This is a genomic window from Nocardia sp. NPDC003963 (assembly GCF_053605105.1).
The window spans coordinates 117,111-131,766 of sequence record NZ_JBSGIP010000014.1 but is presented as its reverse complement, the minus strand read 5'-3'; the positions used below and the strand labels follow the sequence as shown (position 1 = coordinate 131,766).

The 14,656-nt window shown below is 69.6% G+C and carries 8 protein-coding genes and 1 pseudogene; 4 read left to right on the top strand and 5 right to left on the bottom strand.

Going from position 1 to position 14,656, the window contains the following annotated elements; translation table 11 throughout:
* Positions 1-4 precede the first annotated feature (4 nt).
* Positions 5-1,336, bottom strand: a complete 1,332-nt coding sequence (locus ACWEWT_RS22415; protein ID WP_452561635.1) for an MmgE/PrpD family protein — start codon at positions 1,334-1,336, stop codon at positions 5-7.
* A 215-nt stretch (positions 1,337-1,551) separates the two neighbouring features.
* On the opposite strand from ACWEWT_RS22415, the gene ACWEWT_RS22410 reads away from it, so the two are divergent.
* The 4 genes from ACWEWT_RS22410 to ACWEWT_RS22395 all read left to right on the top strand — a co-directional run bounded on the left by ACWEWT_RS22410 (position 1,552) and on the right by ACWEWT_RS22395 (position 5,081).
* Positions 1,552-2,253, top strand: coding sequence for a GntR family transcriptional regulator (locus ACWEWT_RS22410; protein ID WP_452561633.1), 702 nt, complete (start codon positions 1,552-1,554; stop codon positions 2,251-2,253).
* Between the two features lie 7 nt (positions 2,254-2,260).
* Positions 2,261-3,436, top strand: coding sequence for an MFS transporter (locus ACWEWT_RS22405; protein ID WP_452561632.1), 1,176 nt, complete (start codon positions 2,261-2,263; stop codon positions 3,434-3,436).
* A gap of 69 nt (positions 3,437-3,505) precedes the next feature.
* Complete coding sequence (locus tag ACWEWT_RS22400) at positions 3,506-4,354, top strand: HpcH/HpaI aldolase/citrate lyase family protein (RefSeq protein ID WP_452561666.1); 849 nt, start codon at positions 3,506-3,508, stop codon at positions 4,352-4,354.
* Positions 4,355-4,499: 145 nt separating this feature from the next.
* On the top strand, positions 4,500-5,081 hold the full coding sequence (locus ACWEWT_RS22395; RefSeq protein WP_452561630.1) for an Rv1733c family protein: 582 nt from the start codon (positions 4,500-4,502) through the stop codon (positions 5,079-5,081).
* Positions 5,082-5,320: 239 nt separating this feature from the next.
* Here ACWEWT_RS22395 and ctaD read toward each other — a convergent pair whose 3' ends face one another.
* The 4 genes and pseudogenes from ctaD to ACWEWT_RS22375 form a co-directional block, all read right to left on the bottom strand.
* On the bottom strand, positions 5,321-7,087 hold the full coding sequence (ctaD, locus tag ACWEWT_RS22390; RefSeq protein ID WP_452561629.1) for an aa3-type cytochrome oxidase subunit I: 1,767 nt from the start codon (positions 7,085-7,087) through the stop codon (positions 5,321-5,323).
* A 356-nt stretch (positions 7,088-7,443) separates the two neighbouring features.
* Positions 7,444-9,360 (bottom strand): APC family permease, encoded by a 1,917-nt coding sequence (locus ACWEWT_RS22385; protein WP_452561627.1) that lies wholly within the window; start codon positions 9,358-9,360, stop codon positions 7,444-7,446.
* An 80-nt stretch (positions 9,361-9,440) separates the two neighbouring features.
* Complete coding sequence (locus tag ACWEWT_RS22380; RefSeq protein WP_452561626.1) at positions 9,441-9,821, bottom strand: hypothetical protein; 381 nt, start codon at positions 9,819-9,821, stop codon at positions 9,441-9,443.
* A gap of 153 nt (positions 9,822-9,974) precedes the next feature.
* Positions 9,975-14,621: pseudogene (locus tag ACWEWT_RS22375) on the bottom strand (HAD-IC family P-type ATPase); the annotation flags it as partial.
* Positions 14,622-14,656: the final 35 nt, after the last annotated feature.

Below are 14,656 nucleotides of genomic sequence, written 5' to 3'. Positions count from 1 at the left end.
CTCGTTACGGTCGGGTTGTGGTCGTGTAGTGGTCGAGGGCCGCGGTCAGGGCGGGCGCGTCCAGGTCGGGCAACCGGTCGGCCAGCTGCCGGAGTCCGTCGACGGCGCCGGCGGGGTCGGCGTGCGCGCCGACCTGTAGGCAGGAGTTCGCTTTGCGGGTGAGGGCAGCCCAGGTCGTGCCACCGGCGCCGGGCATCGGCGCCTCGGCGGCGGCGACAGCACCGGCGGTGGTCCGGACCTCGACGCGGGCGCCGGTCATCACCGCACTCTCCGGCAGGTCCTGTTCGACGGTGATCCGGGCGGCCGCCGCGGCGATATCGGGGTTGCCCAGGCCGCCGCCGTGCAGGGTGGTCAGGTCGTAACGCCCGGTGACCCAGAGGGCCGCGAGTTGCCACGGGAGCGAGAACTGCGCGTCCACCAGCGGCGCACCGCGGTCCCGGTAGGGCCGGGCGACCAGCGAATACGCCGGTCCCTCCGGGACGTGGACCCGCACCTGCTCGACCTCGTTCCAGTCCGGATGCCGGTCGCGCAGGCCCTCCGCGGCCGCGAGTGCGGCGTGGGTGTACCGGCAGGCCGGGTAGGGCTTCACCGCGACCCAGCGGCCTTCGAATTCACCGGCGAAGAGGTCCGCCCAGCCCACCTCCGCACCCGGTGCGATCCCGAACTCGCCCGACAACCACCCGCTCGGCCCCTCGACGCCCTGGGCGGCGAGTGCGGCGGCGGTGATACCGAACTGCGCGGCGAGCCCCGGCTGGATCCGCTTGGCGACCGAACCGTCGACCACGGCCTGCCGGGTGCCGGGCGCCAGCGCCGCACCGAGCGCGAGCGCCACGGCGTGCTCCACCTTGTCGTCGGGCAGTCCCCAGACGGTGGCGGCGGCCGCCGCGGCCGCGAGGGACCCGAGCCCCGCCGTCCGGATCACGCCGGTCCGGGGACCGGTCACCCGGGCCAGGCGGGAGAGCAGATGCACGCCGGTGACCAGGCCGTCGGCGACGTGCGCGCCGTTCGCTGCGCCGGTGGCGGCGGCGGCGAGCACAGTCGGCACCACCACGCTCGCGGTATGCACCACCGCCTCGTCGTGTGTGTCGTCGAAATCCCATGCGTGGATGAGCGTGGACAGTGCCACCACGGCGGACGGGGCCGACAGTCGCAGATCGGTCCACGGAACCCGGACCTCGCCGCCGCCCACCGCGCCGAGTCCGGCCAGGACGCGCTGGGCATCCGGTGATGCCGTACCCGCCGCGGCCAGCGCGAGCGCGTCGACCAACAGCAGGCGGAGCTGTTCGCGGTCGCCCTCCGCCACCCCTGTCCATCGCCGGTTGTGAACTTCGACCACCGTGCCTCCTACACCGTTGCAAATCCGGTCCCGTGAGCCAGGTCACGTGAGCCAGGTCATAACCCTGGCAGAGCCGAGGGTGCACGTCAATATGTTCTATAGAATCTTTTTTCTGATCTATCAAATATTTCGTGTTAATCTGAGACGCCCAGCCGGCCGGCGACCCGGCATGTACTGGGCACGAGACGACCGAGTCCGATCAGGAGCCGACCGCATTGACCCAGACCAACGCACCCCTGCCGCAGAGCCGCACGGCCTACGTGCTGGAGCGCCTGAGGGCCGACATGGACTCAGGCGTCATCAATCCCGGCGACCAACTCCGCCAGACAGCCATCGCCAAGCGGTACGGCGTGAGCCCCACCCCCGTCCGCGAGGCGCTCCGGATCCTCGCCGCCGACGGCGCTGTCGACTACACCAGCCACCGGGGCGCGACCGTACGTGACTTCACGCCGCAGATGGCCCAGGATCTCTACCGGATGCGCGCCGAACTCGAGGGCCTGGCCTGCGAGATCGCCGCCGAGCGCATGACCGACGACGATTACCGGGCCGTCCTGCGCGCCAACGAGGCCCTCGTCTCCGCGACCGCCGCCGGGGAGGATCCCGCCCGGCTCTCCGTACTCAACCGCGAGCTGCACTTCGCGATCTACGCCTGCACCTCGGCCGTCGTGGTCGACTCGGTTCGGCACCTGTGGGAGCGGTTCACACCGTCGGTCACCCTGTGGGGCGTCCGGTCGTTCTGTCAGGCGCTGGACCACGACCACGACCTGATCCTGGCGGCCCTGGAGAAGCGCGACGCGAACGCGGCACGGATAGCCATGCGCGATCACGTCCTGCACGCCTGGGAGCTCCGCCAGACCGATACGGATCTGCGGGCCGCGGGAGCCGCCGCTCCGGCCGGCGCCGAGACCGGGCACTGACCCGGCCTTGAGACGGCCGACCTGGTTCCTCGCTGTCACGGCCGCCTCGCTCCTGTCGCACACCGTGCTCAGTGGCGTCCGCACCCTGATCTCCTATCGAGTCCTGGCACTGGGCGGCGACGGACTCGCCGTGGGCGTCGTCACCGCGGCGTTCGCGCTGCTGCCGCTCATCGTCGCGCTGCGGATCGGCCGCGCCGTCGACCGCGGCCTGGCCGTCCCGGCACTCCGACTGGGCCTGGCGCTCACCGTGGTCGCGGTGGTACTCGCGGCGGCGAGTTCCCAGCTGATCGTGCTGGGCGTCGCCAGCGCACTGCTGGGACTCGCCCAGATGATGCACACCGTGGCCTGCCAGAGCATGGTGGCGCTGTGGTCGCCACCCGAGCAGATGGACGCGCGCTTCGGCCATCTCACCCTGAGTGTCTCCGTCGGTCAGCTGCTCGGCTTCCCGATCGCCGGCCTGGTGGCCACCCTGACCACTCCGGATTCGGGTGCTGTCAGCACCGGCCCCGCGCTACTCGTGATGGCCGCGATCGCCCTCACCGCCGTACCGCTCGCCTTCCTGTTCGCACCTGGGGACTCCACCCGGGTCAGCCGGTCCGACGCGGTCGACGGACAGCAGTCCACCTTCCGCCTGCTCGCCACTCCGGGGATGAAACCCGCCATCTACTCCAGCCTCACCGTGCTCACCGCCATGGACCTGCTGATGGCCTACCTACCCGTTCTCGGGCAGGAGATGGGACTCAGCGTCGCCACGGTCACCACCCTGCTCACCGCGCGGACCGTCACCTCCGTCCTCTCCCGCGCCACCATGCCGATGCTGCTCCGGCGCATACCGCGCCGGTGGCTGCTGGTGTCGGCGACGCTCGCCTCGGGAGTGCCGATGGCGCTCGTCCCGTTCACCTCGGCAGTCGTCCCGCTCATGCTCGCCATGTTGCTGATGGGATTCTTCTGGGGTGTCGGCCAGCCGCTCACCATGACCTGGGTGACGCTGATCGCCGATTCGCGCAACCGAGCCTCCGCGCTGGCCGTGCGGCTGGCCGGTAACCGGATCGGCCAGGTCACGGTGCCGGTGGTGGCCGGCAGCCTCTCCGGCCTGGTCGGGGTCGGGGCGATCTTCCATGCCAGTGGGCTGCTGTTGATCTCGTCCGGACTGCTGACCCACTCGGCGACTCGCGATATCTGACCCGGCTCCGGCGGAACAGCCCACTGCTCGATCCACAACCCGTCGACAACGAAGGAATCAGCCGTGCCTCTGCGCTCCCCCCACCGGCGACGCACCGCTCTCGTCGCACCCGGCTCCGACGAACGGAAAGCGCGTAAAGCGCTGGCGTCGACCGCCGACGAAGTAGTCCTCGACCTCGAGGACGCGGTAACCGCCGCGGAGAAACGGCAGGCGCGAGACCTGGTCCGGCTACTGCTGCACGAGACGAGGCGGGCAGCCGGCATCGTCTCGGTACGGGTCAACGGGCTGACCACCCCCTGGGCGCAGGACGACCTCGCGATGTGCGCCGAGCTACCCACGCTCGCGAGCATCGTGCTACCGAAAACCGAGTCCGCGCAGGATCTCATCGCGGTGGAACGCGCCCTGACCGGCACCGAGATCGGGGTACAGGCCCTCGTCGAGACTCCGCTCGGGGTCCGCACCATCGACGAGATCACCACCGCCACCGACCGGCTCGACGCCGTGATCATCGGATACGCCGATCTGGGTGCGGCACTGGGCCGATCGCGGCACGCCCGCCCGGAACACTGGCTCGCGGTACAGGATCGCGTACTGATCGCCGCCCGCGCGGCCGGCGTCGCCGCGATCGACGGCCCCCAGCTCGGCGTCGCCGCCGACGACTCGTTCCGGCAGGCGTGCGAGTGGACGGCCGCACTCGGCTTCGACGGTAAGTGGGTCATCCATCCGGCGCAGGTCGAGACGGCGACGACGGCCTTCACACCCAGCGTGAGCGCGGTGGGCGAGGCGAAGCGGGTGCTCACCGCCCTCGACGAGGCCCGGGCGCACGGTAGTGGAGCCACGCTGCTGGACGGGCAGATGCTCGACGAAGCGGTCGCCGTCGCGGCGCGCCGGGTACTCGCGCAGTCGGCTGATCGATGAGTCCCGGCAGCGCATACCGGTTCCGACGAACCGGTCGGCGATACATGATGCGTATCACAGGCTTTCAAGGCTGGGGGCCGGAGCACATCCTGGGATAATCGGAGCGGAACCGTACCGCCCCCGATCGCCTGTCCGGATAGAAGAAATGGTCTCTCAACCGAACAGATATCCCACCACCGCCACACGGCTGTGGCACCTGCGCCCGTGGCGCGAAAGTCCGCTGTTACGCCCCGGGGATCGCCTCATCGGCTGGCTCGTGTGCAGCGCGTTGCTCGTCACCGGCTGGGCGATCCCGATCGCGGCCGCGGTCGGGACACACGCACACGAAGCACTGAGCGAATCCGCCGCCGAACGAGCGGCCGGACGGCACCGCGTACCCGCGACCCTTCGGGAATCCGCGCCCTTCCCCAGCGAATACGACCTCTATCCCGTCACCGCGGCCACCTGGATCGCCGACGGCACGCAGCACACCGGCTCTGTCTACGCACCGGCGGGCTACCGCCGAGGTGAGGTGGTGGATATCTGGGTGGACCGCGACGGCGAACACACCGCGGCGCCGCCGAATGCCTCGTCCGTCCTGTTCGACTCGATCCTCATCTCGGTGTTCACCTGGAGTGGCCCGGTCCTGCTCTACTGCCTTCCGGCGGCGATAGCCATCGGCCGCATCCGCTCACGTCAACTGGATCACTGGAATACCGAGTGGGCCCGACTCCACGCCGGGTTCTGAATCGGACCATGCGCGGACCCGCCCGCGGCGCTTCCACCAGGGAAGAGAGCGCGCGTCACGGCGGCGAGTGCCGCGAGGTACTCCTCCTACGGGCCCGAGCGGCGATCGGCGAGCGCGCGCGGTGGTATCGAGCAGGATCCGCCACAGCAAGTCACGAAGCCCAGGGCGGGCCGGTGACCGTTATCCCGGCCCGAACGGGAGAGATCCACCTTCCCCGACGCGACAGGCCGTCCGGTCGATCAGCCCTCCGGTCGATCCGGGCCGGTGCCGGCGGCGGAACCGGGCGACCGGGAGAGTTCGGGCCCCGGACCGGACGAGGGCCGGCCGACGTGTAGTTCGGTACGCAGGCGTTCGACCATATGCGGGTAGTGCAGTTCGAACGCGGGACGTTCGGAGTGGATACGGGGTAACTCGTAGAAGTTGTGCCGCGGCGGCGGACAGGTGGTGGCCCACTCCAGCGAGTTGCCGTACCCCCACGGGTCGTCGACGGTGACGACTTCCCCGTACCGATAGCTCCGGAAAGCATTCCAGACGAAAGTGATCATCGAGAAGCCGAGGACGAACGAGCCGATGGTGGAGACGGTGTTGAGGACGGTGAATCCGTCCTCGGCCTGGTAGTCCGCGTAGCGGCGCGGCATACCCTCGTCACCGAGCCAGTGCTGGACCAGGAATGTGGCGTGGAAACCGAGGAAGGTGGTCCAGAAGTGCAGGCGGCCGAGTCGTTCGTCCATCAGACGGCCGGTGAGTTTGGGGAACCAGAAGTAGATACCGGCGAAAGTCGCGAAAACGATGGTGCCGAAAAGGACGTAGTGGAAATGCGCGACGACGAAGTAGCTGTCGTGGACCTGCCAGTTCAACGGCGGGCTGGCGAGGATGACACCGGACAAACCGCCCAGCAGAAACGTCACGATGAACCCGATGGCGAACAGCATCGGTGTTTCGAAGGTCAGCTGTCCGCGCCACATGGTGCCGATCCAGTTGAAGAATTTCACTCCGGTGGGCACCGCGATCAGGAAGGTCATCGCGGAGAAGAACGGCAGCAGTACCGCGCCGGTGGCGAACATGTGATGGGCCCATACCGCCATCGATAGTCCGGCGATGGCGATGGTGGCGAAAACCAGTGTGGTGTAGCCGAATATGGGTTTGCGGCTGAAAACCGGAATGACCTCGGTGATGATTCCGAAGAACGGCAGCGCGACGATATAGACCTCGGGGTGCCCGAAGAACCAGAACAGATGCTGCCACAGAATGGTGCCCCCGGTGGCGGGGTCGTAGATATGGCCGCCGAGATGCCGGTCGACGGCCAGGCCCATCAGGGCGGCGGTCAGGATCGGAAACGCCAGCAGCACCAGAATGCCGGTGATCAGGATGTTCCAGGTGAAGATCGGCATCCGGAACATCGTCATCCCCGGCGCGCGCAGGCAGATCACCGTGGTGATCATGTTGACGGCCCCCAGTATCGTGCCCAGACCGGATACCGCCAATCCCATGATCCACAGGTCCGCGCCGGCCCCCGGGGAATGTAAGGCGCTGGTCAACGGCGAATACGCGGTCCAGCCGAAATCGGCGGCTCCGCCCGGGGTGACGAACCCCGCGGTGGCCATGGTGGCGCCGAACAGATACAGCCAGTAGCTCAGGGCATTGAGCCGGGGGAACGCGACATCGGGTGCGCCGATCTGCAACGGCAGGATCGCATTGGCGAATCCGAAAACCACCGGCGTGGCGTAGAACAGCAGCATGATCGTGCCGTGCATGGTGAACAGCTGGTTGTACTGCTCGGGCGACAAGAACTGCAGTCCCGGGCGCGCCAACTCCCCCCGGATCAGCAATGCCAGCAAACCACCGATCAGGAAGAACGCTGTCGCCGACACCAGATACAACACGCCCAGCACCTTGGGGTCCGTGGTGGTGACCATCTTCCACAGGAAGGAACCCTTCGGACCCATTCGCGCCGGGAACGGACGTCCGGCGGTGAGCTCTGCCCGAGCCGACCGTCTCACTACCATGAGCGCTCCTCCAGCCGATCCGCCTGCGGAATCCGATTTCGCCGTGCACCGCTCCTCCCCCACTGAACCTTGCCCCTTCACCGGAAAATACCTGGTGAGCGACACTCCCGAACCAGGAAAACGCCGACGATCCGCCGGATCCCGGCTTCGCGCCGCGCGGGCAGCACTCACCCCGGCACGCTCGGCGGCGCCGGCTCGGAGCCGACGGGCAGCCGGTACCGGGCGGTCACGGTTGCGGGTGCCCCCGTCGAGCGAAATCGCAACGCGGACCGAACGGCGTTGCGCTCAGCGATTCATGGCGACGGATTCGGCCCTCGTGGTGTGGCCGGGGTGGCACTGATCGAAGCAGCGACGGGTCACTGTTTCGGTCCGGGCGCGGGGACCGGACCGGTCGATGTCCGGAGCCGATACGGGACGCTGGTGACCACGACTCCGGGTTCGAAATGCAGCCGGGTCTTCAGCCGAAAGGCAGTCTGGTTGTGCAGTAACTGTTCCCACCAGCGGCCGACGACGTGTTCGGGAATCATGACGGTGACGACGACACGGGGATACCGGCGGTGCAGTCGGTGAATATAGCCGAGGATCGGCCGGGTGATCTCGCGGTAGGGAGATTCGACGATCGTCAGCGGGATGTCGAAGTGGTGGCGTCCCCACTCGTCGCGGAGTCGGTGGGCTTCGGGTTCGTCGATAGCGACCGACAGCGCGATGAGCTGGTCGGGGTGGGTGAGCTTCGCGTAGCCGAGGGCGAACACGGTGGGTTGGTTGATCTGGGAGACCAACACGATCACGTAGTTGCGGCTGGGCTGGACCAGTTCGGCGGCCGCGGGCACCGACATCGTCTCACCGACCCGGCGGTAGTGGACGTTGATCGCTTTCATCACTGCGTACAGCACCGCCATCGCGGTGATCGCGAGGTAGGCACCGCCGACGAACTTGTAGCGGATGACGATGATCAGGACGAGGCCGGTGATCACCGCGCCGATGAGGTTGATCAGTTGCGACCGGCGCATTCGCCATCGATCGTCCGGCTCGGCGGTGCGTCCGAGGAGCCGCTGCCAGCGCCGGACCATTCCGGATTGGCTCAGGGTGAACGAAGTGAACACCCCGACGATGTAGAGCTGGATCAGCTTGTCGATATTGGCGTCGAAACCGACGATGAGGACGACCGCGAAGCCGGCGAGCAGCAGTACGCCGTTGGAGTAGACCAGCCGGTCGCCGCGATGGTAGAGCTGCCGGGGCAGGTATCGGTTCCGAGCGAGGATCGAGGCCAGGACAGGAAACCCGTTGAACGCGGTATTGGCTGCCAGGATCAGAATCGCCGCGGTCGACAGCTGGAAGAGCAGGAACACGATGGAGTTCGAACCCCAGATTCCGGCGCCGAGCTGACTGATCACCGACGGGAAACCGTCGGGATAGGCTCTGGCCTGCATTTTCAACGCCAGCACCGTGAGGCCGGTGAACATGGTGATCGCCAGCACTCCCATGATCGTCAAGGTGGTGGCCGCGTTGCGGGACTTGGGTGGGCGGAACGAGGGAACGCCGTTGCTGATCGCTTCGACACCGGTCAGGGCGGTACATCCCGACGCGAAGGCCCGCAGTGCCAACAGCACGGTCAGATAGCCACCCGTCGACTCGCGAGCGACCAGTTGCTCGCTCGCCCCCGAGGCGAGCGGGATGCCACCGCCGAGCACATCCCGGACGGCAGCGGTGGCGAGCAGGAGGAAGACCAGGGCGATGAACACGTAGGTGGGTCCCGCGAACACCTTGCCGCTGTCCTTGAGCCCGCGCAGGTTGCCCACAGCCAAAGTGATCACACCGCCGACGGCGAGCTCGACGGCGTAGGGCTGTAGATCCGGGAATCGTGAGGTGATGGCGAGGACCCCGGCCACCACCGACACCGTCACTGTCATCACGTAGTCCACCAGCAGGGCAGCAGCTGCGATCAGCGCGGGTTTCTCCCCGAGATTGTCCTTGCTGACCACGAACGCCCCGCCGCCACCGGGATAGGCATGGCACGTCTGCCGGTAGGAGAGTACGACCACCGCCAGCAGCACCGCGACCGCCACCGATACCGGGGCGGCAAGCTCCAGATAGGCGGCGCCACCCAAACCGACGATCAGCAGGATCTGCTCCGTAGCGTAGGCGACCGAGGAGATCGGATCCGAGCAGAACACCGGCAGGGCCAGCCGCTTGGGCAGCAACTGTCCACGCTCGCGTTCGGTACGCAACGCGGGCCCCACCAGCAGTCGTTTCACGACGCCGACCACGGCCACCTTTGGAGCATAGATCTCGACTACACCGGCGAACAGGGTCCCTGCTCAGCGACTCTCGCGGGCCACTCCCCCGGTCGACACTACGTCGCAGCCGCGGTGGCGCCCACCGTCTCGGGGGCGGATCTGCGAAGACGGCCGATGATCAACCCGGTCGCCGCGAGGGCACCGGCGACCGGCCATTCGACCGCTCCCACCACAGCGAGCGCACCGATCCCGCCGTAGTAGAGATACCGAGCGGGCAAGGACAGCTCGACCGGCCCCGCTTTCATCATGATGCCCTCACCCGGTACGGCGATCCTGGCGTCGAGGAAGGGGAGAGCCAACGTGGCCGCGGGCGCGGTCCCGGTCGTCGGCTGCCCGTCCGGTTTCGCCCGGGGTCCGGAGGTCTTCTCGCGGGCCGATCCGCCCGTGCCGGTCGCGGTGGTACGGCCGGTACTGTTCGCTTTGCTGGATGAAGGCATGGGACACGATCCTCTCGTCGTCGAGAACTAACGGTTCCGAGCCGCCCCGGCGGGCGGCGGAGGGGCCTGACAGCGAGCGTGAACGTGATCGATGATCGCGCCCGGAGAGGTGGATGGCAACGGTTCGACCCGGGCGACCAACTCCTCGGTGCGCCGGGTGAACCACGCCGGGGAGAGCACGACCAGCGCGGTCGCGGCGGTGACCGCCGTGAGCACACCGGTCCAGGCCACCGGACCCAGCGGTGTGCACCCGAAGAACTGGCTGATGCCGGGTATCTCGACGACGGCCACGAGCACCGCCGCACTACCGACCGCGGTGGCCACCACGAGTGGATCGTCGTGCCGCAGCAGTAGCGTCTGGGCGAGTTGGGCACCGACCAGTGCCGTCAACCCCATGGTCGCGGAGCGCCGCCGGGTACCCGGCGTCCATCGGCCGATCGCCCACGCGACGGTCGCCGCGGCGGCGGTGGCCGCACCCCGGCGAACTATCGCCTCGACCAGTGGACGGCCCAGCGACGGAGCCGGTGCGGACAGGACCGAATCCGGATGGCCCGTACCGGTCGCGGCCGGCGCCACCGTGGCCGCGGGGCTCGGCGGTGACACGGCGATGGCGAGCGCCGGGAACATATCCGTGAGCAGGTTGACCAGCAGGAGCTGGCGGGTGCTCACCGGGGCGCCGCCGCGGCCGAGGGCGGTACCGAGGATGGTGAACACCACTTCGCCCGCATTGCCCCCGAGTAACAGGGTCAGGGCATCGCGGATACTGATCCACATATTGCGGCCCTCGACGAGAGCGTCGAGAAGTGCGGTGAGGTTATCGCCGGTCAGGACCAGATCGGCGGCTTCGCGGGCGGGCGAGGAACCACGTCCTGTCACCCCGATACCGACGTCGGCCATGCGGATCGCCGCGGCGTCGTTGGCGCCGTCGCCGACCATGGCGACCACCCGCCCGCACTGCTGCAGGGCCGCGATCACCTGTACCTTCTGTTCCGGACCGACCCGCGCGAAAACCTGGGCCGAGGCCGCCAGTTCGGCACGGGCGTTCTCGTCGGCCACTGCCAGTTCGGCACCGGTGACGACCCGGGTGCCGGCCGGGAAACCGAGTTGGCGCGCGATGGCGCGGGCGGTGACGGGGTGATCCCCGGTGATCAACGCGACGGCGCAATGGGCATCGGCCAGCTGCTGTAGCAGGGGGCGCGCCGAATCGCGGACGGTATCGGCGAGACCGATGTACCCGGTGATGGTCAGCTCGGTCGCCAGTTCCTCGATCCGGTCCTGATCGAAGCGTGTCCCGTCCCCCACCGAGTCGAGTTCGCACTGGGCGACCGCGAGTACCCGCAAACCCTGATCTGCCAGATGGTGGACGAGAGCGTCCGCCGCGGTCCGGCCCGCGGATCCGGTGTCGAAACGGCAGCGCGGCACGATCACCTCCGGGGCGCCCTTGAGCACCAACCGTGCCGAGGTGCCGGGTCCGCCGTCACCGTCGGCGATGACCGCGGCCGCGTAGCCGCGGCAGGATTCGAAGGGCAGCTCGGCGATCACGATCGGCTCGGGACCACTACCCGGCACGCGGGCGGCCGCGGTGAGAACGGCCTCGTCCGTCGCATGTGTATGTCCCTCACCCGTGTGCGGGCGGGGGCACGCCCACCCGGCGGCCCGCACCACCGCAGCGGCCGCTGGGTCGGTGACCGCCGGATAGTCGCCCCCTGGTGGGAAATCCGGTGGCACCGCCGTCACGACGGCGAGCCGGTTCAGGGTCAAGGTGCCCGTCTTGTCGAAGCAGACGGTATCGACGCGGCCGATGGCCTCGAGCGCCCGGGGCGCCCGCACCAGCACCCCCAGTTTCGACAGCCGGCGAGCGGCAGCCAGCTGGGCCATGGTCGCCACCAGCGGTAGTCCTTCCGGAACCGCTGCCACGGCGATGGCCACCCCGTCGGCCACCGCCCGGCGCAGCGGTCCCCGGCGCACCAGCGACAAACCGGTGACCACCGCGCCGCCGGCCAGCGTGAGCGGCAGCACCCGGCCGGTGAGGTCGCGCAGCCTGCCCTGGACCCCGGTGGCGGGTGCCACACCGGACACCGTGGAGATCGCGCGATTGGCGACCGTGGCCGGGCCGGTGGCCACGACGATCGCCCGGGCCCGCCCGGCGACTATCGTGCTGCCCTGGAACAACATGCTGGCCCGTTCCGCGGCGTGGCCGGCCACCGGCTCGACGTGTTTGAGCACCGGTACCGACTCACCGGTCATCGACGATTCGTCGACCTCGAGATCCTCGGCGACCAGCAGCCGGGCATCGGCCGGTACCACCTCCGACGCGCGCAGTTCGAGCACATCACCGGGCCGCAACCGGGCCGCGGAGACGGCCGTGACCCGGTCCGAGGTCCGCGCCGCTTCCAGCCGGTTCGCGGTGGCCGTTTTCGGCACGACGACCCGGCGGACAGCCTGTTCCTGTTCGGCGAACAGGGCCGCCGCCGCGTCCTCGGCGCGCAGCCGCTGGATACCGCTGACCAGCGCGTTGACGCCCATCACGCCCGCGACCAGCAGCGCATCGACATTGCTACCCAGGATCGCGGCGGCCGCGGCACCGATGGCGAGAACGGGTGTGAGCGGATCGCTGAGTTCCCGGCGGGCCGCCCCGGCCAGCCGACCCAGCAGTGCCGTGGGTGCACGCAGTCGTTCGCCCACCACGTTGTTCGACAGAACGGCGGCCCGGCGGCACCGATTCGGCGCGGGGTTCGATATCGGTGACCGCCGCCCGCGAAGAACTCGCGCGTACACGATCGCGGGGTCGAGGGCGTGCCACGCGGTGAGCGGTTGCGGCGGGGGATCCGGTGACCGCACCACCCGCTGCGCGGCCAGCCCGCACAGGATCCAGGCGGTCGCGCCCGCGGCGTCGACCGGAGCGAGCCACCGGCCCAGCCCGAGCCGGCTGCGCCGCCCGGTTTCCCCGGTGACCACGAGCAGGCCCGCCAGGGTGCTGCCCGCCTTGGCCAGCCGTACCGCGGTGTCGATCGCCGGGCCCGCGGCCACGACGGCCGCCAGCACCCGGACAGCGTCGGCCAGGTCGGTGCCGGTGACGAGGTCGGCGGTCCACGGTGCCGCGGCCGCGGGATCGTCGACGGCGACCCCGATATCGGCGAGCGCCAGCGCGGCCAGGGTATCCACCGGGTCGGCGTCCGGACGCAACGACGAGATCAGCAGTACCGGTCCGCGGTCGGCCCGCAGTTCCCGGACCAGGTCGAGCAGGCCGGTACTCGGATCGTGGGCGGCGGTGACGGAGGCGCCGAGTTCCTCGGTACCGGCCACATTGCGCAGCACCACCCGCGCACCGGTCCGCCGGGCGGTCTCGATGAGCGGAACGGCGCAGGGGTCGAGCTCCCACCCGATCGTCACGGTGGCGACCACCACGCCGTCCGCGAGCAGGTCGGCACGGTCGGTCCCCGGCACCGCCTCCTCCGGAGGTTCGTGCCACCGCAGCGCGGCGCTGCCGAAACCGATCTCGGTGGCGGACGCGGGGATCCCCTCACCGTGCAGCAGGGCATCGGCGATCTCGAAGACCCGTCCCCGCTGCCACCCCGGCGCCGAGACCTCGACCTCGAGTACCGCCCGGGTATCGCCCCGCAGGGCCGCGCCGTCGACGACGACCACCCGGACCCGGTCGAGCCGGCGCAGCACCCCCGGGTCCAGTACGAGTGAGCCCGCCTTCGCCAATCCCCGGCCGAGGACGAGTGCGTAGGCCTGCCGGCCCATATGCGCCGCCTTCGGTATGCCGGCCAGCAGCGTATCGGCGATATCGTCGGCTGTGCCGCCGCCGAGCAGAGTGCCCGCGGCCGCCACGAGCGAACCGTTCGCGGCTTGTTCGGCGTACTCGTCGACCGGGCCGGTCGCCGCGGTGGTCACCGCATGCTCGGACGCGGGGTGGCGTTCGGTGCCGGCCCGCGCCGCCGCGAAGATCGCCGCGGGATCCGGGCCACGGGGCCGGGCCGCGGCCGCGAGCCCGGGTTCCCGCGCAGACCAGACCTGCCGGCGCGCCAGTGCCTCGGAGATCTGGGCGGTTCGCGCGACGAGATCCAGTAGCGGCGCGGCGGGCGCCAGGCCGAGCCCGTGCGCGGTGGCGGAGAACGCGGTCGTCAGCAGATCGGTGCCGGCCCGGCCGAGCTTCGACTCCAGCAGCGCGACGATCCGTGGCTGATGGTTGATCACCGCCGCGGCGGCCCGAACGGCGCGTGGTGCCCGGGGAAACCGGCCCAGCAGGCCGATCACCGAGGTACCGATCGCCAGGGCATCGGCCACGGCGGCCGCCACCGGAACCGCGACCGCCAGCGGGTCCCCGGGATCGGTGATCAGTCCGCGGTAGCGCGTTCCCGGCTCCGGCCCGGTACTCGGTAGGTCGGTAGCGGAACGGATCATCCGGCGGATCTCCACCGGATCCGCTTCCGCCGCCAGCTCGATCACCAATCGCCCGAGTATGTCCTCGATATGCGCGGAGACGACACCGGGCCCGGCGGCGACCAGCCGTTCGAGCTCCGCGGGACCCGCGGCGCCGTCTGTCCCCAGCGCGGTCCGGTCGAGATCGATATGCAGCCTGCGGCCGGACTCCCACGCCGGCGAGACACCCGTCTCGGCCGTTGGCTCGCGCGGCGGACCGCCGAGTACAACACGGGCCCAGTCGCGAACCGGTCCGACCGCCGGCCCCACGAGCGCCGGCGCGACCAGCGCGGTCGCGGATCCGATACGGACGGTCGACGCCATCGCGCCGGCCGCGAGCCGCGCTAACCCACCGAATTCGATACCCCGCATGCGCTCAGGCTTCCCGAGTGATCGGTCGATGCATT